The organism is Noviherbaspirillum sp. (assembly GCF_035254685.1).
In the GTDB taxonomy this organism is placed as follows: Bacteria; Pseudomonadota; Gammaproteobacteria; order Burkholderiales; family Burkholderiaceae_D; genus Noviherbaspirillum.
The window spans coordinates 23,587-46,728 of record NZ_DATFAI010000004.1; the positions used below are offsets into that span (position 1 = coordinate 23,587).

19 protein-coding genes are annotated in these 23,142 nt (G+C 60.7%); 12 read left to right on the top strand and 7 right to left on the bottom strand.

The annotated features are described in order from the left end of the window. Positions 1 to 212: 212 nt before the first annotated feature. Genes VJ698_RS00780 through VJ698_RS00795 form a run of 4 tightly spaced genes read left to right on the top strand, consistent with a single transcriptional unit; the run spans position 213 to position 4,813 of the window. On the top strand, positions 213 to 932 hold the full coding sequence (locus VJ698_RS00780; protein WP_324100733.1) for a response regulator transcription factor: 720 nt from the start codon (positions 213 to 215) through the stop codon (positions 930 to 932). Positions 933 to 940: 8 nt separating this feature from the next. Further along, entirely contained in the window at positions 941 to 2,500 is a 1,560-nt protein-coding gene (locus tag VJ698_RS00785) for a sensor histidine kinase (protein WP_324100734.1), read from the top strand. Beyond that, positions 2,497 to 2,781: a DUF4212 domain-containing protein gene (locus VJ698_RS00790; protein WP_324100735.1), complete on the top strand. Its 285-nt coding sequence runs from the start codon at positions 2,497 to 2,499 to the stop codon at positions 2,779 to 2,781. Before VJ698_RS00785 ends, VJ698_RS00790 begins: the two co-directional genes overlap by 4 nt. Then, positions 2,771 to 4,813, top strand: a complete 2,043-nt coding sequence (locus tag VJ698_RS00795; RefSeq protein WP_324100736.1) for a sodium:solute symporter family protein — start codon at positions 2,771 to 2,773, stop codon at positions 4,811 to 4,813. The genes VJ698_RS00790 and VJ698_RS00795 overlap by 11 nt, the downstream gene beginning before the upstream one ends. A gap of 64 nt (positions 4,814 to 4,877) precedes the next feature. On the opposite strand, the gene purM is transcribed toward VJ698_RS00795, so the two are convergent. Next, positions 4,878 to 5,921, bottom strand: coding sequence for a phosphoribosylformylglycinamidine cyclo-ligase (gene purM, locus VJ698_RS00800; RefSeq protein WP_324100737.1), 1,044 nt, complete (start codon positions 5,919 to 5,921; stop codon positions 4,878 to 4,880). A gap of 97 nt (positions 5,922 to 6,018) precedes the next feature. Between purM and VJ698_RS00805 the strand changes: the two genes are divergently transcribed. Genes VJ698_RS00805 through panB form a run of 8 tightly spaced genes read left to right on the top strand, consistent with a single transcriptional unit; the run spans position 6,019 to position 12,125 of the window. Then, positions 6,019 to 7,104 (top strand): AI-2E family transporter, encoded by a 1,086-nt coding sequence (locus VJ698_RS00805; protein ID WP_324100738.1) that lies wholly within the window; start codon positions 6,019 to 6,021, stop codon positions 7,102 to 7,104. After that, positions 7,101 to 7,784 (top strand): DnaA regulatory inactivator Hda, encoded by a 684-nt coding sequence (gene hda, locus VJ698_RS00810; protein WP_324100739.1) that lies wholly within the window; start codon positions 7,101 to 7,103, stop codon positions 7,782 to 7,784. The genes VJ698_RS00805 and hda overlap by 4 nt, the downstream gene beginning before the upstream one ends. Beyond that, on the top strand, positions 7,784 to 8,455 hold the full coding sequence (locus VJ698_RS00815; RefSeq protein ID WP_324100740.1) for an HAD family hydrolase: 672 nt from the start codon (positions 7,784 to 7,786) through the stop codon (positions 8,453 to 8,455). Before hda ends, VJ698_RS00815 begins: the two co-directional genes overlap by 1 nt. Next, entirely contained in the window at positions 8,448 to 9,821 is a 1,374-nt protein-coding gene (gene pcnB / locus VJ698_RS00820; RefSeq protein WP_324100741.1) for a polynucleotide adenylyltransferase PcnB, read from the top strand. Before VJ698_RS00815 ends, pcnB begins: the two co-directional genes overlap by 8 nt. After that, a complete protein-coding gene (gene folK / locus VJ698_RS00825) occupies positions 9,818 to 10,303 on the top strand; it encodes a 2-amino-4-hydroxy-6-hydroxymethyldihydropteridine diphosphokinase (RefSeq protein WP_324100742.1) in 486 nt (161 codons plus the stop codon). The genes pcnB and folK overlap by 4 nt, the downstream gene beginning before the upstream one ends. Before the next feature lie 3 nt (positions 10,304 to 10,306). Then, positions 10,307 to 10,654: a DMT family protein gene (locus VJ698_RS00830; RefSeq protein ID WP_324100743.1), complete on the top strand. Its 348-nt coding sequence runs from the start codon at positions 10,307 to 10,309 to the stop codon at positions 10,652 to 10,654. Then, on the top strand, positions 10,651 to 11,292 hold the full coding sequence (locus VJ698_RS00835) for a deoxynucleoside kinase (protein WP_324100744.1): 642 nt from the start codon (positions 10,651 to 10,653) through the stop codon (positions 11,290 to 11,292). Before VJ698_RS00830 ends, VJ698_RS00835 begins: the two co-directional genes overlap by 4 nt. 2 nt (positions 11,293 to 11,294) lie before the next feature. Further along, positions 11,295 to 12,125, top strand: coding sequence for a 3-methyl-2-oxobutanoate hydroxymethyltransferase (panB, locus tag VJ698_RS00840; RefSeq protein ID WP_324100745.1), 831 nt, complete (start codon positions 11,295 to 11,297; stop codon positions 12,123 to 12,125). Here panB and can read toward each other — a convergent pair. The 6 genes from can to hemH form a co-directional block, all read right to left on the bottom strand. Beyond that, on the bottom strand, positions 12,122 to 12,799 hold the full coding sequence (gene can / locus VJ698_RS00845; RefSeq protein WP_324100746.1) for a carbonate dehydratase: 678 nt from the start codon (positions 12,797 to 12,799) through the stop codon (positions 12,122 to 12,124). The genes panB and can overlap by 4 nt on opposite strands. Positions 12,800 to 13,161: 362 nt before the next feature. Then, positions 13,162 to 17,343, bottom strand: coding sequence for an EAL domain-containing protein (locus VJ698_RS00850; protein ID WP_324100747.1), 4,182 nt, complete (start codon positions 17,341 to 17,343; stop codon positions 13,162 to 13,164). A 440-nt stretch (positions 17,344 to 17,783) separates the two neighbouring features. Further along, the gene (gene dnaJ / locus VJ698_RS00855) at positions 17,784 to 18,917 is read right to left on the bottom strand and encodes a molecular chaperone DnaJ (RefSeq protein WP_324100748.1); all 1,134 of its coding nucleotides are present in this window, start codon (positions 18,915 to 18,917) and stop codon (positions 17,784 to 17,786) included. 115 nt (positions 18,918 to 19,032) lie between these two features. Continuing rightward, the gene (gene dnaK, locus VJ698_RS00860; protein WP_324100749.1) at positions 19,033 to 20,976 is read right to left on the bottom strand and encodes a molecular chaperone DnaK; all 1,944 of its coding nucleotides are present in this window, start codon (positions 20,974 to 20,976) and stop codon (positions 19,033 to 19,035) included. Positions 20,977 to 21,073: 97 nt separating this feature from the next. After that, entirely contained in the window at positions 21,074 to 21,604 is a 531-nt protein-coding gene (grpE, locus tag VJ698_RS00865) for a nucleotide exchange factor GrpE (RefSeq protein WP_414691073.1), read from the bottom strand. 419 nt (positions 21,605 to 22,023) lie between these two features. Further along, the gene (hemH, locus tag VJ698_RS00870; protein WP_324100751.1) at positions 22,024 to 23,130 is read right to left on the bottom strand and encodes a ferrochelatase; all 1,107 of its coding nucleotides are present in this window, start codon (positions 23,128 to 23,130) and stop codon (positions 22,024 to 22,026) included. Between the last annotated feature and the right edge of the window lie 12 nt (positions 23,131 to 23,142).

Below are 23,142 nucleotides of genomic sequence, written 5' to 3' on the forward strand. Positions count from 1 at the left end.
TTAGAGATGAGTAGAGTCCAAATCAGTTTTTTGGAGCCTGCTTTTCGACGTCACAGGCCATACTGTATAAAAAACCAGTGCTTTATGCAAGCGCAAATTTTCATTCCCGGGAAAAGTTTATTGCGATCGCTAGGGATGCCCAGTTCCACTCTGCCTTGCTGCCATTTGGGAAAAGCAATAGACTACATTGAATTGATTGCAGAGTGCCAACCATGCGTATCTTGCTTGCCGAAGACGATAGTGTACTAGCCGACGGACTGACACGGTCCCTGCGTCAATCCGGCTATGCCACCGACTGCGTCAAAAACGGGCTGGAAGCCGACTCTGCCCTGTCAACCCAGGATTTCGATCTTCTCATCCTCGACCTTGGCCTGCCGAAAATGTCCGGCCTGGAAGTGCTGCGACGCCTGCGCGCGCGCAACTCCCGCCTGCCGGTGCTGATCCTTACGGCCGGCGACTCCATTGAGCAGCGCGTCAAGGGCCTGGATCTCGGCGCGGATGATTTCATGGCCAAGCCCTTTGCCCTGTCGGAACTGGAGGCACGCGTGCGCGCGCTGACGCGGCGCGGCGCCGGTGGCGGCCCGACCGTGATCAAGCATGGGCCGCTGTCTTACGACCAGGTGGGGCGGATCGCCTACATAAATGACCAGATGCTGGACCTGTCAGCGCGCGAACTCGGCCTGCTGGAGGTGCTGCTGCAGCGTACGGGCCGCCTGGTATCAAAGGAACAATTGGTCGATCATCTGTGCGAATGGGGCGAAGAGGTCAGCAACAACGCCATTGAAGTGTATGTGCACCGCCTGCGCAAGAAGATCGAAGTCGGCGGCGTGCGCATCGCCACCGTGCGCGGCCTGGGTTACTGCCTGGAAAAGTACACGGATCCCAATGCGCCCGCCGCGGCCAAAGACCAAGGCACGGCCCCCTCAACCTGACATTTTCCATGAGTGACGCACAACGTCTGGATGCGAACGCTCCCGCCGCGTCCGACTCGTCTTCCCATCCAAACGGCGCCGAATCGGTCGCCACGCAGCCGGAAGAACGCATACAGCGCTCCCTGTTCGGGGAGATCCTGGACTGGATGCTGGTTCCCCTGCTACTGCTGTGGCCGATGAGCATCGCCATCACCTATCTGGTTGCGAAATCGATTGCCAACCACCCGTTTGACCGCATGCTTGACGATCGCGTGACGGTGCTCGCGCAGCAGGTCAAGGAAGTCAACGGCAAGCTTGTCGCACCCTTGTCCAGCTCAGGACGCGACATCCTGCGTGCAGATGATGTCGACAATGTCTATTTCCAGGTCATCGGGCCGCACGGCGAATTCGTTGACGGTGACCGCGACCTGCCGCCCCCGCCTCCGGAGGAAGACAAGGTACTCACCGGTTCGGTACAGTTTCGCAACAGTTCGATGCACGGTGCAGAAGTCCGCGTGGCGTACGTGTATGTCGACTTGCGCCGCAACCGGAACGGCCGCGCCGCCTTGAAAGAACCCTACCTTGCGCTGGTGCAGGTGGGGGAAACGCTGGACAAGCGCGCCCATCTCGCCAATGAAATCATCAAGGGCGTGATCCTGCCGCAGTTCATCATCCTGCCGATCGCCCTGGCACTGGTCTGGTTCGCGCTCTCGCGCGGCCTGTCGCCGCTGGCCGAATTGCAGCAACGCATCCGGGCGCGCCGTCCCGACGACCTGAGCCCAATCGAATCGGGCCAGGTGCCGGAAGAGATCTCGCCGCTGGTGCGCTCGCTCAACGACATGCTCGAGCGTCTGTCCCAGAGCATCGAGATGCAGAAACGCTTCATTGCCGACGCGGCGCACCAGATGAAGACGCCGCTCGCCGGCATGCGCATGCAATCGGAGCTGGCGATGCGTGAAACCAGCCAGGCTGAAATCCGGCGTTCGCTGGAGCAGCTATCGAAGAGTTCCGAAAGCGCGACGCGCCTGGTCAATCAGTTGCTGGCGCTCGCGCGCGCAGAAAACCAAACGCCGGAAAGCAAGCCCTTCGTTCCGCTGGAATTGTCCGAACTGGCGCGCAAGGTCGTGCAGGACTGGGTGCAACCCTCGTTCACGCGCCGCATCGATCTCGGTTTCGAGCAACCCGGGCATCCCGTCATGGTGCGCGGCAATCCGGTCATGTTGCGTGAATTGCTGAGCAACCTGATCGACAACGCGCTGCATTACACGCCTGAGGGCGGCAGCGTCACCGTGCGCGTGCACACGGACGCCGTCGAGGGCCAGGCAATCCTCGAAGTGGAAGACACCGGCCCGGGCATTCCGCCAGCGGAACGTGCGCATGTATTCGAGCGCTTTTACCGTATCCTCGGCAGCAGCGTCGAAGGAAGCGGCCTCGGGCTGGCCATCGTGCGGGAAATCGCACAGCAGCATGGGGCGACTGTCGAGATCCACAACAATCCAAACAGCCATGACCCGAAATACCCTGGCTGCCTGGTGCGCGTGAGCCTGCGGATGGAGCAGCGGCCCGAATTCATCGAGGACATCGGATGATGCCGCAGAATACCGAAAAGATGGCGCAGCTCCGCGCGCTGTACTGGAGGAAGGTGCAACGGTTCACGGCGGCGCTGATCATCGTCTGGTTTGCTTCCACCTTTGGCGTCATTTTCTACGCCCGCGAACTCTCCAAGATCACCGTGTTCGGCTGGCCGCTCTCGTTTTACATGGCCGCGCAAGGCTTGACCTTTTTCTACCTGCTCATCCTGGCGCTGTATGTGAAGCGCATGCGGCGCCTGGACCAGATCCTGAAGGGTGACAGCCACGATGGCCAGTAACAGCAAATCCTTTTTCCGGCGCCTGGTCAGCTATTACAGCTGGTATACCGTCTGCTTCATCGTTTTCCTGCTCGCCCTGGCTGTCCTCGAAAAGGAAGGATTTCCTCGCGCCTGGATCGGATACATGTTCATGTTTTCGACCATCGTGCTGTATGCCGGCATCGGCGTTATCAGCCGCACCTCCGATGTGTCCGAATACTATGTGGCCGGCCGGCGCGTTCCTGCGCTCTTCAACGGAATCGCGACAGCCGCCGACTGGATGTCGGCAGCGAGCTTCATCAGCCTGGCCGGCGGCCTGTATGTCATGGGCTTCGATGGCCTGGCTTACATTCTTGGATGGACGGGCGGATATTGTCTGGTCGCGTTCCTGATCGCTCCCTTCATCAACAAGTTCAGCCAGTACACGATTCCTGATTTCCTTGCGGCGCGCTATGCCAGCCGCAGTGGTGGCAACCTGATCCGGATCGTGGCGGTCACGGCGACCATCCTGGTGTCGTTCACCTATGTGGTGGCGCAGATTTACGGTGTCGGCCTGATCACCTCGCGCTTCACCGGCGTGGATTTTTCGGTCGGGATCTTCCTTGGACTGGCCAGCATCCTCGTCTGCTCCTTCCTGGGCGGCATGCGTGCCATCACCTGGACCCAGGTGGCGCAGTACATCATCATCATCATCGCGTACATGATCCCGGTGGCATGGCTCTCGGTGAAGCACACCAACGTGCCGATTCCGCAAATCGCCTATGGCAGCGCGCTCGCCAAGCTGAGCGCGCGCGAAAAGCAGCTCAATGACGATCCGAAGGAGCAGGAGGTCCGGGCCATTTTCCAGAAGCGGGCGGAAGAGTATGAAACGAAGCTGCGCACGCTGCCGAAGTCATGGGAAGAAGGCATGGTGGAGCTGCAGCGCCAGGTCGATGACCTGAAGAGGAGCAATGCTTCGCTGATCGAAATCAAAGCGGGCGTACGCGCGCTCGCCGAGTACCCCAAAGACGTGGACGAGGCGCGGCACAAGTGGACGGAAGCGAAGGCGTTCAACCTTGCGCGGGCCGAGCCGGTCGTTGAGCACACGAAGCCCTTCCCTGGCGCGACAAAAGCGATCTCGGATGGCAAGCGCAACAATTTCCTCGCACTCGTCCTGTGCCTGATGATGGGAACGGCGGCGCTGCCCCACATCCTGGTACGCTTCTACACCACGCCCTCGGTACGCGAAGCGCGCCGCTCGGTGTTCTGGACGCTGTTCTTCGTCATGCTGTTGTACGTGACCGTGCCGGCGCTGGCGGTCCTGGTCAAATACGACATCTATACCTCGCTGGTCGGCACGGAGTTCTCCCACATGCCGGCCTGGGTGTCGTACTGGGCGAACATTGACAAGGTCAATCCGCTGGTATCAATCACCGACTTGAACAAGGACGGAATCGTGCAGCTCGCCGAGATCATGATGGACGGCGACATCGTCGTGCTCGCGACGCCGGAAATCGCCGGGCTTCCCTATGTGATATCGGGGCTGGTCGCTGCCGGCGGGCTGGCAGCAGCGTTGTCGACCGCCGACGGCCTGCTGCTGACGATTTCGAACGCGCTGTCGCACGATATTTATTACAAGACGGTCGACCCGACAGCATCCACGCAGAAACGGGTGACGATTTCCAAGCTCCTGCTGCTCGTCGTCGCGCTGATCGCAGCCTATGCCGCCTCACTCAAGCCCGGGGACATCCTTTCCATGGTCGGCGCCGCCTTCTCCCTTGCAGCCTCGACGCTGTTCCCTTCGCTGGTGCTAGGCGTTTTCTGGAAGCGCGCCAACCAGCAGGGCGCAATCACTGCGATGGTCGTCGGTTTTTCGGTAGCGGTGTACTACATGCTCCGCACCTACCCCGCGCTCGGCGGCTCGGCGGACAATGCATGGTTCGGCATTGCGCCCATTTCGGCAGGCGTCTTCGGCGTGCCGATCGGCTTCCTGACGCTCGCCGTGGTGAGCCTGCTGACACCGCCGCCCGACCAGCGCGTCAATGCACTGGTCGATCACATTCGTACTCCCTGAGCATTCGATAAAAAAAGCCGCTGGAATTTCCAGCGGCCGTTTCTTGAGACTTCACCAACAGCGATCAGACAACGATCGTCTGCGCCTCGCTGCCCTGGCGTTCGCGGATTTCACCGATGCGCGTGACGGTCTCGCCGGCAGCTTGCAATTGGGCAATTGCCGCGTCCGCGTTTTCCTTGCTGACGATGACCGCCATGCCGATGCCGCAGTTGAAGACACGATGCATTTCCGCATCCGCCACGCCGCCATGCTGCTGCAACCAGGTGAACAGCGGCGGCATGGTCCAGGCATCGCGATGCAGCACTGCAGTCAGCTTGTCGCCCAGCACGCGCGGCACGTTTTCCACCAGGCCACCGCCGGTGATGTGCGCCATGCCCTTGACCTCGAGCTTCTCCATCAGCGCCAGCAAAGGCTTGACGTAGATGCGCGTCGGCGCCATCAGCACGTCGGCCAGGCGGCGGCCGTGGAAGTCCGCATTCAAATCGGGCTGTGCCACCGAAATGATCTTGCGCACCAGCGAATAACCGTTGGAATGCGCGCCAGAGGACGCCAGGCCGAGAACCACGTCGCCCGGCACAATCTTGCTGCCATCGATGATTTTCGATTTTTCGACCGCGCCGACTGCGAAGCCCGCCAGGTCGTATTCGCCGTCCGGATACATGCTTGGCATCTCGGCGGTTTCGCCACCGATCAGCGCGCAGCCGGCCTGCTCGCACCCTTGGGCAATACCCTTGATAACGTCGGTGGCGGCCCCCACATTCAGCTTGCCGCAGGCAAAATAATCCAGGAAGAACAGCGGTTCGGCGCCCTGCACCAGGATGTCGTTCACGCTCATCGCCACGAGGTCGATGCCCACCGTGTCATGCTTGTCAAGGTGGAACGCCAGCTTCAGCTTGGTGCCGACGCCGTCGGTTCCCGATACCAGTACCGGCTCCTTGTACTTCTTGCTGATCTCGAACAAGGCGCCGAAGCCGCCGATGCCGCCGAGCACCCCCTCGCGCATGGTACGTTTGGCAAACGGCTTGATCGCTTCGACCAGGGCGTCGCCTGCGTCGATATCAACACCGGCGTCGCGGTAGGAAAGGGAGACGTTGGATGTGGAACTCATGATGTGAATAGATGCAGAGGCGGTAAAATAGACGGTTAAGGCAAAAATGCCGGACCAAACCGCTATTTTAACAAACCGTTCGTCCAAACCACGATAGATGCCGTTTTCATTGAACTCCGAACAGAAGCAGACCGTTTTGTGGCTGGCGGTCGGGCTCGTGCTGGCGGCATTGCTGGTGAAGCTGGGACCGGTGCTGGCGCCGTTCATCGCCGCCGGTGTCCTCGCGTACGCGCTCAATCCGACGACGGACTGGTTGTCATCCCGGCAAGTCGGCAAGGTCCGCATGCCGCGCGTGCTGGCGGTCGTCATCGTGATGCTGCTGCTCCTGGCAGCGATCCTCGCGCTGGTCCTGGTCGTGTTGCCGGTCATGCAAAAGCAGATCCCGCTGCTGCAGGAACAGCTTCCGTACGCTCTCAGCCGCCTGAATGCCGCGCTCGCGCCGAAACTGCAGGAGCTCGGGATCAGAGTGCGCCTCGACGGTATCGGCATCAAGCGCATCGTTTCGCAGTATTTCGCCACGAGCGGCGACGAGATCTGGAGCACGCTGCTTGCCTCGGCCAAGGTCGGCGGCATCGCCATGCTCGGCTGGCTCGCCACCCTGTCCCTGATCCCCGTCGCGCTGTTCTACCTGCTGCTCGACTGGCATGCAGTGGTCGCTCGCATGCATAACCTCATTCCGCGCCGCTGGGTGGGCAGGGCAACCGGTTTCGGCAAGGACGTCGACGGGCTGCTGGCGCAGTACCTGCGAGGACAACTTGCGGTGATGCTGATACTGGCCGTTTATTACTCCGCTGCGCTGGCCATTGCCGGCTTCGACGTGGCGGTGCCGGTCGGCATTCTCACCGGGATACTGATTTTCATTCCCTATCTCGGCTTTGGTCTCGGCCTGGTGCTGGCGCTGATCGCCGCCATCCTGCAGTTCGAAGGCCTGCACGGCCTGCTGCTGGTCGCAGGCATTTACGGCACGGGGCAGGTCATCGAAGGCTTTTTCCTGACGCCGCGCCTGGTCGGCGAACGCATCGGCCTGCCGCCACTGGCGGTGATCTTCGCCCTGCTCGCATTTGGCCATTTGTTCGGTTTCGTCGGCGTGCTGCTCGCCCTGCCGGCATCGGCCATCGTCGCAGTCGCCTTCAGGCACTTGCGGACCCATTACATCAATAGCAGCTTTTATCGTCAGACATGAGGCAATTAACGCTCGACCTGGGCGCGGAAAAGCCGCAGACCCTGGATACCTTCGTCGTTGGACAAAATGCAGAGCTGCTCCAGTTGCTGCGCCGATTCACCGCACCGGCCGGCGCGGCGCCTTCCGAACGTTTCGTCTACGTGTGGGGTGAGGCCGGCGCAGGCAAGACACATCTGCTGCACGCCTTGGCAAGCGCCCTCGGCACCCGATATATTCCGGCCGATGCGCCCGAAGAGGCCTATCTGTTCGACCCGGCGATCGCCTTGTACGTTGTCGACGATTGCGACCAGCTGCCGTCGGACACGCAAGTCGCGGCCTTCGCGCTGTTCAACCAGGTGCGGGAAAACGGCGGCATGCTGGTTACCGCCGGCAACAAGCCACCTGCCGGGCTGTCCCTGCGCGAGGACTTGCGCACGCGTCTCGGCTGGGGCCTAATCTACCAGCTGCACGGCCTGACCGATGAAGAAAAAATTGCGGCCCTGACCCAGGCTGCGCAGTTGCGCGGCATCACTTTATCGCCCGGCGTGTTACCCTATCTGATCACGCATTTCCGGCGGGACATGCGGTCCCTGTCGGCCATGCTGGATGCGCTGGACCAGTATTCTCTGGAGACGCAACGCCCGATCACGCTGCCCCTCCTGCGAAGCCTGCTGCAACTCGAAGGTGAACCCAAGGCATAATGAATCTCGCTTTATTCGATCTTGACAATACATTGATTCCGCTCGACTCCGATTACGAGTGGGGACAATTTCTGGCGCGCATCGGCGCGGTGGACGCGGAATCGTTCGCCAGGCGCAACGCCGATTTCTATGCGCAGTACGAAGCCGGCACGCTCGATCCCGTGGAATACCTGGAATTCGCGCTCGGCACGCTGGCGCAGTTCACGCGCAAACAACTGGACGAATGGCACAGGCAGTTCATGGAAGAAGTCATCGCGCCGGCGATCCTGCCCGCAGCGCTCGACCTGGTGAAACGCCACCAGGACGCCGACGACCTGGTCGCTATCATCACCGCCACCAATCGTTTCGTCACCGAGCCGATCGCCGCCGCGTTCGGCGTACGCAACCTGATCGCGGCGGAACCCGATGTCACGGACAAAGGCGAGATCACCGGCAGGCTGCGCGGCATTCCCACCTCCGGACCGGGCAAGGTCGCCCATACCAACGAGTGGCTGGCTGCACAGGGGAAGTCGCTCGACACCTTCGATCGCAGTTACTTCTACAGCGATTCGCAAAACGACATTCCGCTGCTCTCGGCCGTCACCAACCCGGTCGCAACCAACCCCAACGCCTTGCTGAAAGCCCATGCGCAGGCAAAAGGCTGGCCTATCCTGACTTTATTCGATGATTAAAAAGTTAATCAAGCGCATCCTTGGCGTCAAACAGAAAACGAATAGTCATGCGCCGGTCGTGCTCGGACCGAATGAGCATGGCATTGATCCGCAACTGCTGTCACACAATGCAGTGCGCGTGACACAAACGCTGCAGGAAGCTGGCTTCAAGGCATTCATTGTCGGCGGTGCGGTGCGCGACCTGCTGCTCGGGGTGAAGCCGAAGGATTTCGACGTGGCCACCAATGCCACCCCGGAACAGGTCAAGCGGATGTTCCGCCGCGCCTTCATCATCGGCAGACGCTTCCAGATCGTGCATGTGATGTTCGGTCAGGATCTCATCGAAGTGACGACCTTCCGCGGCGCCTCCTCCGAGGGCGCGCCCAAGGACGAGCATGGCCGCGTGCTGCGCGACAACACCTTCGGCGAGCAGCATGAAGATGCAGCGCGGCGCGACTTCACCATCAACGCGATGTACTACGACCCGGCCACGCGCAGCGTGCTCGACTACCACAATGGCATCGCCGACATCCGCAGTCGGACGCTACGCATCATCGGTGCGCCGGAAGCACGCTTTCGCGAAGACCCGGTGCGCCTGTTGCGCGTGGTGCGCTTTGCAGCCAAGCTGGGCTTCGTGATCGATGCGTCGACGCGCGAACCGATCCAGGTGATGGCGCCGCTGATCAACAACGTTCCGGCTGCGCGCGTATTCGATGAGATGCTGAAGCTGCTGTTGAGCGGACACGCACTGGCCTGCCTGCAGCAGTTGCGCAAGGAAGGCCTGCACCACGGGCTGCTGCCGCTGCTGGATGTCGTGCTGGAACAGCCGCTCGGCGAAAAATTCGTCACCCTGGCGCTGGCCGGCACCGACGAGCGCGTCCGGCAGGGCAAGGGCGTCTCGCCCGGATTCCTGTTCGCTGCCCTGCTCTGGCACCAGGTGCTGGAAAAGTGGAATGCCTATCAGGCCGCCGGCGAATATCCGATTCCGGCGCTGCACATGGCGGCTGACGACGTGCTGGAGGCGCAGACCGAAAAGCTCGCTCTGCAACGCCGCATCGCCACCGACATGCGCGACATCTGGGCCATGCAGCCGCGCTTCGATCGGCGTACCGGCAAGTCGCCCTACAAGCTGCTGGAGCATCCTCGCATGCGTGCCGGCTACGACTTTCTGCTGCTGCGCTGCGAATCGGGTGAGATCGATCCGGAGATCGGCGAATGGTGGACGGCATTCATGGCCGCCGACGGCGAGGGCCGCGCAGAACTGATTGCGCGCAAGCCAAAGGTTGAGAGCGAAGGCCTGGCACCGAAAAAGCGCCGTCGCCGCGGCGGCCGCAACAAGCAGAAAGCAGCAGGCGCGCCGGCACCGGCCGAGGGCAGCAGCACATGAGTGCAGCGCGAACCGCCTGCTATATCGGTATCGGTTCGAATCTCGGCGATGCGCGCGCCAATGTAGAGCGCGCAATCGAGCGCTTGAAGCAGTTGCCCGACACGACCCTCGGCGCGCAGTCCAGCCTGTTCCGCACTGCGCCGATCGATGCCGGCGGCGACGATTACATCAACGCTGTCGTGCGCATCGATACCGCCTTGCCGCCGCAGGAACTGCTGCAGGCGCTGCAGGCCATCGAACTGGATTTCGGTCGCGAACGTCCATTCCCTAACGCGCCGCGCACCCTGGACCTGGATATTGAACTCTACGGACAGCAAATTATTTCGACGCCGGCGCTGACGGTGCCGCATCCGCGCATGACCCAGCGCGCCTTCGTGCTGATCCCCTTGCTGCAGATCGACCCGCTGGTCACGATACCCGGCCTCGGCCCGGCGCACACGTTTGTTCCCCGCGTGGCCGGACAAGCGATTCAACGAGTCTGAACCATGCAAATTCCTGTCGTTGCACAAACCGCCGGCCTGCTCACGCTGTCCAACGTCTTCATGACGGTGGCTTGGTACGGCCATCTGAAAAACCTGGCAAACAAGGCGTGGTGGGTTGCTGCCATCGTGAGCTGGTCGATCGCCCTTTTCGAATACCTGCTGCAGGTGCCGGCCAACCGCATCGGCTATACGGAACTCAGCCTGGCGCAGCTCAAGATCATGCAGGAAGCGATCACGCTGACGGTGTTCGTGCCCTTCGCGATGATCTACATGAACCAGCCCTTCAAGATGGATTACATCTGGGCCGGCCTTTGCCTGGTGGGCGCGGTCTACTTCATCTTCCGCACATGAGCCTCGACAAATACAAGTATCTCGTTGTGGAAGGGCCAATCGGCGTCGGCAAGACGACCTTCGCCCGCAAGCTTGCGGACATCATGAAGGCGCAGACGCTGTTCGAACAGCCGCAGGAAAATCCGTTCCTCGAAAAGTTCTACCGCGACCCGGCCCGCCATGCGCTGCCGGCGCAGATGTTCTTCCTGTTCCAGCGCATGAACCAGTTGCGCGACTTGGCACAGCCGGACATGTTCGATACGCGCGTCGTATCCGACTTCCTGCTCGACAAGGACCCGCTCTTCGCCCAGCTCACGCTCGGCGATGATGAGCTCCGCCTTTACCAGCAGCTGTATGACCACCTGCACCCGCAAGCCGCTGCACCGGACCTCGTGATCTACCTGCAGGCCCAGCCGGCGACCCTGGTCGAGCGTGTCAGGAAGCGCGGCGTGGCGATGGAAGCCGGTATTTCCGAGGAATACCTGTACCGGCTTTGTGAAAATTACAGCCGTTTCTTTTATCATTACGACGCCGCGCCGCTGCTGGTCGTCAATACCGAGCGGCTGAACCCGGTGGACCGCGACGAGGATTTTGCGCTGCTGATCCAGCGCATCGCCAACATGCGCGGCAAGCGGGAATTTTTCAACCTTGGGGAATGATTATGTCGGGATACCTGCAAGAGGGTACAAGCACTGTGCGCAGCAAGGCGATTACCGCGCCTGCGCTGCTGGCCATGCGCAACAACGGTGAAAAAATCGCCGTGCTGACTTGCTACGATTCCAGTTTCGCAGCCTTGATGGACCGCTGCAGCGTGGATGTACTGCTGGTCGGAGATTCGCTCGGCAATGTATGCCAGGGACACAGCTCGACCCTTCCTGTGACACTGGCGGATATCGCCTATCACACCGCCTGCGTGGCGCGCGGTAACCAGACCGCCTTGCTGGTGGCAGACATGCCCTTCGGAACATATGCCACGCCGCAATCCGCATTCGACAACGCGGTGAAGCTCATGCAGGCCGGAGCGCAGATGGTAAAGCTCGAAGGCGGCGCCTGGCTGGCCGATACCGTGCGCTTCCTTACCGAACGCGCCGTTCCGGTCTGTGCGCACCTCGGATTGACGCCGCAATCGGTGCATCAGCTCGGCGGGTTCAAGGTGCAAGGAAAGACCACGGAAGGTGCCGAAAGGCTGAAGGCCGATGCACTGTTGCTGCAGGAGGCAGGCGCGTCGATCCTGGTGCTGGAAGCGATTCCCGCGACGCTCGGTCATGAAGTGACGCAGCAGCTCGCGATCCCGACCATCGGGATCGGCGCCGGCCCGGAATGCTCCGGACAGGTGCTGGTGATGCACGACATGCTGGGCGTCTTCCCCGGCCGCAAGGCACGCTTCGTCAAGAACTTCATGGAAGGGCAGACCAGCATCGAGGCAGCAGTGCGCGCCTACGTTGCGGCGGTCAAGGACAAGTCTTTCCCTGCCGCGGAGCACTGCTTCTAGTCACGATTGTCTTCGTAGCGCGCGAAGCACTCCGGGAGCTTCGCCGCCAGTTCCTCCGGGCTGCTGACGGTCAGCCCGAGGTCCCGCAGCAATCCGTCCTGCAATGCGTAGATCCAGCTGTGCACGGCCAGTTTCTGGCCGCGCTCCCAGGCGTCCTGCACGATGGTGGTCTGGCAGACATTGACCACCTGCTCCAGCACATTCAACTCGCACAGCCGATCCTGCTTCAGCTTCGGCGGCAGCGCCTCGCCGAGATAGCGTTCATGCTTCGCATGCACGTCCTGCACGTGGCGCAGCCAATTGTCGGCCAGGCCAATTCGGCGGCGCGTCAGCGCAGCGTGCACGCCGGAGCAGCCGTAATGCCCGCACACGATCACATGCTTCACACCGATGACATCGATGGCAAATTGCAGTACCGACAGGCAGTTCAGGTCGGTGTGCACGACGACGTTGGCGATGTTGCGGTGGACGAACATTTCGCCCGGCAGCAGGTTGACGATTTCGTTGGCCGGAACCCGGCTGTCCGCGCAACCGATCCAGAAATATTCGGGCGACTGCTGGGCAGCGAGTGTCTCGAAAAAGGAGGCGTTCCTGGCCACCATCGATGCGGCCCAGTCGCGATTGCTGTGGAACAGATGTTCCAGCTTCAGGTTTTCCTTGGTTTGATCTGTCATCTTTTTCTGGTGCACATTGGGAATGGAATCCGGCTCGGGGCATGATGGCGCATTGATGCGCTGCCGCAGGGGCTCAACTCGGCGGGACACGGCACGCCGGATGGGTTGGCCTGCCGAAAGCGGCACCCATTATACAGATGTCATGAATCCGGTTTTGCGCCCGCGCCGCTGCCAGGCCGGTGAATGCAAGCCGGCGAGAGATGCAAGAGCCAGGCGTCCTATCCTCTCCAGTAATGCGATGCCAGCACACCGAAATAACAGGAACACCGAACACGAACGCCTTTCACGTCCGCGGCAAAAATGAAGGGAAAGCGCGAGGAATAGTTGCGATGCAAGGTCTTGCCCCCGCCGGCAAGGCGCGCTCAGACTTCGCGTTCGCCAACGGCCAGGCTGGCCGGATCGGATACCGGCAGCTCGACCGTCGTCGGCCCGTGCAGAAATTCGTAATGCCGGAAGGCTTCACGGATATTCCGACGCAACACTTCCTTGTCCCATGGCCTCGTAAAGAAGCGGTAAATGACACCTCGGTTGATCGCATCGATGATGGGCTGCAGTTCCGCCGCATCTGAAAGAACGATGCGAATGGATTCCGGATAAAGATCTTTCACCTTGCTCAGGAATTCGATACCGTCGGACTGGCACGTGCCTTGGTTGCAGACAATGACGTGCACCGGATGCCGGGCCAGTATCTCCATTCCTTCATCGGTCGTCTGCGCAACCAGGATCCGATAACCCTCGTGGCGCAGTAACTGCTGCAAGGACAGCACAGAGTGCTCTTCGTCATCGACGATCAGCAGGGTCGGCCTCGGTGCGATGTCGTCTCGCGGCTCGAGCAGCAGCGCCCGTCCCTCTCGCAATGTGCTCTCGAATTCCTCCGGCGGCAGCGGGCGGCTGAAGTAGTAACCCTGCATCTGGTCGCAGCCGTGACGTCGCAGGTAGGCCAGTTGCGTATCCGTCTCCACGCCTTCGGCAATCACATGGATGCGCAGACTGTGGGCCAGGGAGATGATTGAACGCACGATCGCCGCATCATCAGGATCATTGGTGACGTCCTGCACGAATGACTTGTCGATCTTGAGTACATCGACTGGAAAACGCTTCAGGTAGGCAAGGCTGGAATAGCCCGTGCCGAAATCATCGATCGACAGTTGCACCCCGAGCATTTTCAGTTCGCGCAATACCGTGATGGCGCGCTCCACATCCGCCATCACCAGGCTCTCGGTGACTTCGATATCGAGATAGCGCGGTTCGAGCCCTGTTTCTTCAAGCGTGGCGGCAATCGATTGCACCAGGTCCTCCTGCGCAAACTGGCGCACCGACAGGTTTACCGCAACGCGTGGATGCCCAAGTCCGGCATCATGCCACGCCTTGTTCTGCCTGCACGCGGTGCGCAGCACCCATGCCCCGATCGGCTGGATCAGGCCTGTTTCTTCCGCCAGGCCGATGAAACGCGCGGGCGGAACCATGCCCAGCTCCGGATGTCGCCAGCGGATCAGAGCTTCCGCGGCGATGATGCGACCGCTGCGCAGGTCAACCTGCGGCTGGTAATGCAGCAGGAATTCGTTGCGGTCCAGCGCGTTGCGCAAATCGCTTTCGATGCGCAGGCGTTCGACCGCGCGCTCGTTCATCTCGGGCGCATAGAACTGGAAGTTGTTGCTGCCGCTTTCCTTCGCGCGGTACATCGCGATATGGGCATGCTTGACGAGAATTTCGGCATCTCCGCCATCGGCCGGGAAAGCAGCGACGCCGACACTGCACGACGGGAAGATCTCCTGCCCGCCAATAGAGAGCGGCGCGGTCACCGCATCGATCATCCGCTGCACGGCAGTCGCCGCAAGAATTTCTCCGGTGCGTTCGGGAAGCACCAGCACGAATTCGTCACCGCTCAGCCTGCCAACGGTATCCGTATCCCGCACCGCCGCCTTCAGCCGCTCCGCAATCTTTACCAGCAACGCATCACCAGCTTCGAAACCCAGCGTATCGTTGACCAGCTTGAAGCGGTCCAGGTTGATGAACACGACCCATACCAGATGGTCGTAACGCGCAGCGTAAGCGATGGCCTGGCCGAGGCGGTCACGCAGCAGGTTGCGGTTTGCCAGCCCCGTCAGCGCATCGCGATTGGCCTGGAATTCGAGTTCCTCCTCGTAGTTCTTCATCGCCGTAATGTCGTACTTGGCGGCGACGAAATGACTGACCTCGCCGGCGTCGTTCCGCACGGGAGCGATGTGCACGTCGCTCCAGAATGGCGTGCCGTCCTTGCGGTAATTGCGCACGATGGCATGCCCTTCACGCTGTTCCTGGACCAGGGTACGGATTGCTTCCAGGCCGGGCTGCTCCCGCTCGGGCGCGTGGAGGAAACGCAGGCTGTGTCCGATGACTTCAGATGCGCTGTAGCCGGTAATGCGTTCGAATGCGGAGTTGACATACTCCACCGGATAGTCCGGCGCGCGCGCGCTGGTGATGATGATGGCGTTGGCACTCGCTTCGATCGCCCGCTCGCGCAAGTGCGAAGAGGCTTCCGCGGCAAGACGGCCGCTGCGATGACGCAGGGCCTGGATCGCGACCGCCACGCTCTGCGCAAGGTCTGACAGCAGCTCGACTGCTTCATCGTCGAACGCATCCGGCTCTCCCGCATACACGCTCAGCACGCCGATCATCTCTTCTTCATGGCATAGCGGCAGTGCGATCTTGGAATTGAAGCCACGCCGCAGCGCCACTTCGCGCCAAGGACGCTGCCCGGCCTCCTGATAGAAACGGTTCGCGACACAGGGGCGCCTTGTCCGGAGCACCGCGCCGATGGTGGAGAACTGCTCCAGATCGCCAGTCTCGAGCAATCCGGCGATGTCGTCGACATATCCCCCATGCTGTCCCGCGACACCCACCGGCACTATCCGTGTTCCAGTCCTGTCCGGCAGCACGCCGACCCATGCCATGCGATAGCCCGCTTTCACGGCGAGCTCACAGATGGCACGCAACAGGACGTTTTCATCGCTGCTTGCGACAATGACTTCTTCACACGCGTGGAAGGCCCGCAGTGCGCGGTTGCTGCGCGTGAGCGATTCTTCCAGCCGGCGTTGCTCCGTGATGTCCGTGTCGATGCCGTTGATGTATCCACGTCCAGCCATGTCGTCCGGCATGAAGTGCGCTTCACAACGCATCCAGCGCACCTCGCCGTCGGGCCGGACAATCCGGTATTCGAAGGTTTCGCTTCCCTTGCCGATGATGGCCGGAGAAACTGCCATCACCTTGCGCCGGTCATCCGGATGGAGGCACTTCAGCCAGAGGCGCGGGCGCGAATAAAAGGCATCGGCCGGATATCCGCTGACGCGTTCCACCGCAACACTGATGTACTTGAGCCTGCCGGTCGGCATTTCGACGGTCCAGAGCACGGCATCGATCGCTGCGGTAATGCTCTCAAGTTGCTGCTCCGTCGTATGCAGCACCGTTTCGACCGTGCGCGCATGTTCATCCAGGTTCTGGCGCGACTGCTCCAGGCGGCGGATGAAGAAGAAGGTGAGCAGGCTCATCAACGCCGTGGCGAGCGCAGCGACAGGCGGCAGCCAGCTCTGTGTGCGGTTCAGGAATTTCGGCAGTGCAGTGACCTGCAGATGCCACAGGCCGCCGCCAATGTTGATTTCGTAGGTGCGAAAGAGCGGGAATGCTGCGTTGCCGGAATGCAGCGTACCGTCATGGTAATAGCCGCTGCCGCTGAAAAAAATGAGGTTGTGCCTGTCATGCGCGCCGTCCGCTCCATCCACGCCCTGCATGTCATAAATCTCGATATCCAGTTCGTTCAGTAGCGACTGTCCGAATACCTTGCCGAGCATTTCATCGACCCGCACGACCAGGGATACCGTGCCGATGAATTCCGTGCGCCGCTCCTCGACGCTTGCGGGCGTCGTGCCGCTGCGATAGACGGGAAGAAAGAAAATGACACCGTCGAACTCGCCCGGTATCACCGAAAGCCGTACCCGCCCGGTAGCGCTCCATTCGCCGGTATCCCGTGCACGTCTGATGGCTGCGCGGCGCTTCAGTTCGCTGCCCTGGTCGAACCAGGCGCCTGCCTGGTTTTGTGTCATCGGCTCCACGTATCGCACGACAAAAGCTTCATCTACCGGCATGCGTGGGTGGATCTTTGGCGGCGGATAGCCGAGCGTGTCTTTCTTCAGCTCCTCACGGGCAAATTCCTGGAAGGCGGGTCCGTCTCCAGGTGCGACGCGCTCGGTATAAAGCAGCGCCTGGATGCCGGGAAACCGGCTCTGCACATTCAGGGCGTCCGAGATTTTCTTGAACTCGCGCCGGGAGAGCCTGGGATTGGCGATGAACTGCGCCTGCATGCCATGCAGGACTTCGGCGTAGCTGTTGATTTCCTGCTTGATGCTGTGTTCGGCTTCCCTTGCGCGCAGGTCGAGTTCCGAGGCGAACTCTCGGTTGACGAGAAGTCTGCTCTGCCAATACACGAGGCCGACCGCCAGCAGCCCGAGAATCAGAAAGACGAGTGGAAGGCTTCCCCGGATGCGTCGCGCAGCAATCTCAGCCCCCATATGCTCTTCACCTATTTCGGTCCTTGGCGTTGTGCTGCGCTTGGTTGCCGCCTTGCGCGGCCTGGGTGAAACACGGCATCAACCGGCTAGTGGTCCGTCGTCCCCCGATTGATGACTTCTGCCGGGATTCGACGGTGATTGCTTCGTTGTCCGTCCTCGCGATAGCACCACTATCGCTCCGGTGGGCGCCTTGCACTCGCCACGGATTGCCCCGACATAAACCGCACATCAAGGCGTGATGAACCACTGTAGCGCCGGCAGATGTTAAACAAACGAAATGATCCAATTGCCGATCAGAAAAAAGGTTGCGGCAGATCAATGATCTTTGAATTCTGTTTTCGGGACTTGATCCAGGTGAAAAAAAACCGCTGACGGGGTCAGCGGTTTGTCGGGCCATGCCACGTCGGTGCAACACGGCCGGGAGTCATGCGGAATTCAGATTACTCGAAAAATTCCTTGACCTTGTCCTTCCACGACTTGCTCTGCGGGCTGTGCTTGGATCCGCCGGCTGTCGTCAGCCGTTCAAACTCCTGCAGCAGTTCCTTCTGGCGCTCGGTGAGCTTGACCGGCGTTTCCACCACGACGTGGCAGAACAGGTCGCCCGCATAGCCGGAACGCACGCCCTTGATGCCCTTGCCCCGCAGGCGGAAAGTCTTGCCCGACTGCGTGCCTTCCGGCAGCGTGAACGAAGCCTTGCCGTTCAAGGTCGGCACTTCCACTTCACCGCCCAACGCCGCCTTGGCAAACGACACAGGGATCTCGCAATGCAGGTCGTCGCCGTCGCGCTGGAACACCGGATGCTGCTTGATGCGGATCTCGACATACAAGTCACCCGGCGGCCCGCCATTCATGCCCGGTTCGCCATTGCCGGAGGAGCGAATGCGCATGCCGTCGTCGATGCCGGCCGGGATCTTCACTTCCAGCGTCTTGTTGCGCTTGATGCGCCCCGCCCCGCTACACGTCGGACAGGGAGTGGGAATGATCTTGCCGGTGCCGTGGCACTTCGGGCATGTCTGCTGGATACTGAAGAAACCCTGCTGCATGCGGACCTGGCCTTGTCCTGCACAGGTCGAGCAGGTGGTCGGCGAGGTGCCAGGCTTGGCGCCCGAGCCATGGCAGGTGTCACATTCGTCCCAGGACGGCACGCGGATCGTGGTGTCGAAACCGTGCGCGGCCTGTTCGAGGGTAATTTCGAGGTTGTAACGCAGGTCTGCGCCGCGATAAACCTGCGGACCCGAGCTGCGGCCACGCGCGCCCTGTCCGAAGATATCGCCGAAGATATCGCCGAAGGCATCGGAAAATCCGCCAAATCCGGCACCGGCGCCGAAACCGCCGCCGCCCATGTTGGGATCCACGCCGGCATGGCCGTACCGGTCATATGCCTCGCGCTTGGCGGGATCGGAGAGCATCTCGTAGGCTTCCTTGGCCTCCTTGAATTTCTCTTCCGCGCCTTTGCTATCCGGATTGCGGTCCGGATGGTATTTCATGGCGAGCTTGCGATAGGCCTTCTTGATTTCTTCTTCGGAGGCATTTTTCGCTACGCCCAGTATTTCGTAAAAATCACGCTTTGCCATCTTCTCGGCGTCCTGTTATCTAAGCGAAAACGCCGAGCCGAGGATCGCGCAGCGATCACTACGGCTCGGCGGGTCAGCGCGGCAGAAAAAAACGCATCCTGCCGCGTGACATTCCTTACTTGTCCTTGACTTCCTTGAAGTCCGCGTCGACGACGTCTTCCTCCGCCGGTTTGGCTTCAGCACCGCCTGCTGCACCTGCCGCACCTGCGGCACCGGCAGCTCCGGCCTGTTGCGCCTGAGCGTCAGCATACATCTTCTCGCCCAGTTTCTGCGCAGCGGTCGACAGCGCGGCGACCTTGGCATCGATGGCGGACTTGTCGTTGCCCTTGAGGACTTCTTCCAGTTCCTTGATCGCTGCCTCGATCTTTTCCTTCTCGCCACCGTCCAGCTTGTCGCCGTACTCGGTCAAGGCCTTGCGCGTCGAATGCACCAGCGCGTCGCCCTGGTTGCGGGTATCGGCCAGCTCCTTCAGCTTCTTGTCCTCGTCCGCGTACAGCTCGGCGTCCTTCACCATCTTCTGGATTTCCTCTTCGGTCAAACCGGAGTTCGCCTTGATGGTGATCTTGTTTTCCTTGCCGGATGCCTTGTCCTTCGCGCCGACATGCAGGATGCCGTTGGCGTCGATGTCGAAGGTCACCTCGATCTGCGGAATGCCACGCGGTGCCGGCGGAATGCCTTCCAGGTTGAATTCGCCCAGCAGCTTGTTGCCGGTCGCCATCTCACGTTCGCCCTGGTAGACCTTGATGGTCACCGCCGGCTGGTTGTCATCCGCCGTCGAGAACACCTGGCTGAACTTGGTCGGGATGGTGGTGTTCTTCTGGATCATCTTGGTCATGACGCCGCCCAGCGTTTCGATACCCAGCGACAGCGGGGTCACGTCCAGCAGCAGCAGGTCCTTGCGGTCGCCCGACAGCACGGAACCCTGGATCGCAGCACCGACGGCCACGGCTTCGTCCGGGTTGACGTCCTTGCGCGGCTCCTTGCCGAAGAATTCCTTTACCTTCTCCTGCACCTTCGGCATGCGGGTCATGCCGCCGACCAGGATCACGTCCTGGATATCGGAAACCTTGACGCCTGCGTCCTTGATCGCAATTCGGCACGGCTCGATGGTGCGCTGAATCAGTTCCTCGACCAGCGATTCCAGTTTTGCGCGGGTGACTTTCATGTTCAGGTGCACCGGCGCACCGTTGACCATCGCGATATACGGCTCGTTGATCTCGGTCTGCTGCGAGGAAGACAGTTCGATCTTCGCGCGCTCGGCCGAAGCCTTGATGCGCTGCAGGGCGATCGGGTCCTTGGACAGGTCGAGGCCGTTGATCTTCTTGAATTCGTCGATGATGTAGTCGATCACGCGCTGGTCGAAGTCTTCACCGCCGAGGAAGGTGTCGCCGTTGGTCGACAACACTTCGAACTGCATCTCTCCTTCCACGTCGGCGATCTCGATGATCGAGATGTCGAAAGTGCCGCCGCCGAGGTCATACACCGCAATCTTGCGGTCGCCCTTGCCGCTCTTGTCGAGGCCGAAGGCCAGCGCAGCCGCGGTCGGTTCATTGATGATGCGCTTCACGTCCAGACCGGCAATGCGGCCGGCATCCTTGGTCGCCTGGCGCTGTGCGTCGTTGAAGTAAGCCGGCACCGTGATCACGGCTTCGGTCACTTCCTCGCCGAGATAGTCTTCGGCGGTCTTCTTCATCTTGCGCAGCACTTCGGCGGAAACCTGCGGCGGCGCGAGTTTCTTGTCGCGCACTTGCACCCAGGCGTCGCCATTGTCGGCCTTGACGATCTGGTAAGGCATCAGGTTGATGTCCTTCTGCACTTCCTTTTCATCGAACTTGCGTCCGATCAGGCGCTTGGCGGCATACAGGGTATTTTTCGGATTGGTCACTGCCTGGCGCTTGGCCGGCGCGCCGACCAGAATTTCGCCGTCTTCCTGATACGCAATCACGGAAGGCGTGGTGCGGGAGCCTTCGGAATTCTCGATCACTTTCGGCTGACCGCCTTCCATGATGGCGACGCAGGAATTGGTGGTACCCAGGTCGATGCCAATAATCTTGCCCATGATGATGTTCCTTTAAAAACGATGTTTGTTTTCTGATGTGTTGAATATGTGGAACAAAGTGCCGGTTTCAAGCACTTCAAAACCGCTTTGTGATGTTTTATTGAGCCACCGTGACCAGTGCCGGACGCAACAGGCGATCGGCGATCATGTAACCCTTCTGCAGCACGCTAACGATCGTATTGGCATCCTGCTCCGCGGGAACCATGGAAATCGCCTGGTGCTTCATGGGATCAAGCTTTTCTCCCTGGACCGGATTGATTTCCTGCAGGCGATTGCGTTCGAATGCGGTGGACAACTGCTTCAGGGTCATTTCCACGCCCTCTTTCAGCGACTCCACGGAGGGGGAATCGAGCTTGAGCGCCATTTCGAGACTGTCCTTCACCGGAACAAGGGCTTCGGCAAAGTTCTCGATGGCGAATTTGTGGGCTTTGGCAATGTCTTCCTGGGCGCGTCGCCGAATGTTCTCCGCGTCGGCCTTGGCGCGCAGGAAAGCATCCTGCATCTCACTGATTTTCGCCTCTGCCGCAGCGAGCTTCTCTTCCAGACCGCTGGATGATTGGCCTTCAGGTGCCTTGTCGATCACCACGTTGTCTTGCGACTGTGTGGCCTGTTCGGCCTGGTCTTGCATCTTTTCCTGGTTTTCCATCACAAAAAATCTCCAACAATCAATGGCTTAGTATCAATTGCGATAGTAAATAGGGGTACTCCGCAGGTTTTCAAGGGGGAACTCTTGATTTTCTTGCACCTGGTCTACCCCTCATGCAAACCGACCGGAAACGTAAACGGTTGTTACACACTTTACCGCTTCACGGGCTTCAAATTGCCGGCTGGCGTACTACGATGATGTTATCGACGTTGCAACCGAAGCTGCGTCTGGTTGCAAGGAGAAACACCATGAAATTGCCTTTGATTTCGGCTTCCATCGTCGCCTATACCCTGATGGCGGTGGCGTGGATCTGCCAGACCAACCTGGTTCCGCCCTACTTCCATTGAACGGCCGGCGTCCATTTCCAGCGTCCGTTCCCGGCGCCTTCGGCAGCGGGATTCTTACTTTTCCGCCCCCATGCGCGTTGCCTGCTGGCGCGAGGACTCGGCATCACGCTGGCGTTCCTCGCGCGCCTGCGGAGTAAGCATTGTCGGCCAGCCGATCAGATGCTGCTCCACGATTTCCGACAGCGCGGAAATCCATGTGGGAGCATCGTTCAGGCAGGGAATGTAGTGGAATTCCTTCCCGCCGGCGGTCAGGAAATCACGACGGACTTCCATGCCGATCTCTTCCAGGGTTTCCAGGCAATCGCTGGTAAAGCCGGGGCAGATCACATCGACGCGTTTCACGCCTTCCTTCGCCAGTTTCACCAGCGTGGGCGCGGTGTACGGCTGCAGCCATTCCGCCTTGCCGAAGCGCGACTGGAACGTCACCAGGTACTGATCGGGCGTCAGCTGCAATTGCGCCGCCAGCAAACGCGCCGTCTTGTGGCACTCACAGTGGTAGGGATCGCCCAGCAGCAGGGTCCGCTTTGGCACGCCATGAAAGCTCATCACCAGCCTGTCGGGGCGCCCGTTCAGGTCCCAATGGGCGAACACGGACTTGCTCAATGCCTGAATGTAGCTGTCGTGATCGTGGTAATGCTTGATCAGACGCAATTCAGGGACGTTGCGCACACGCGAGTAGTGGCTGAATACCGCATCGAAGATCGATGCTGTGGTCGTGCCTGAATACTGCGGGTAGGCCGGTAGCACCAGGACGCGGTCGCAGCCGTCTGCCTTGAGCCGGTCGAGCACTTCCGACATCGATGGGCTGCCGTAGCGCATGGCATAGGCCACCTGCACGTCATGTCCGCGCTCGCCGAGATAGCCGCGCAGCAGGCTGGCCTGCCTCTCGGTGTAGACCTTGAGCGGCGACCCCTCTTTGGTCCAGATCGACGCGTATTTCGCCGCCGACTTGCTGGAGCGCAAAGGCAGGATGATGCCGTACAGGATCGGCAGCCATGCCGCGCGAGGAATTTCGACCACGCGCGGATCGGACAGGAATTGCCGGAGGTAGCGGCGCAGCGCCGAGGGAGTAGGCGCATCCGGCGTGCCGAGATTGACCAGCAGCACGGCGGTTTTCGATATGGAGCCATGCGTGTAGGAAGGTTCCTGGTTCCAGGTCATTGTTATTTGATT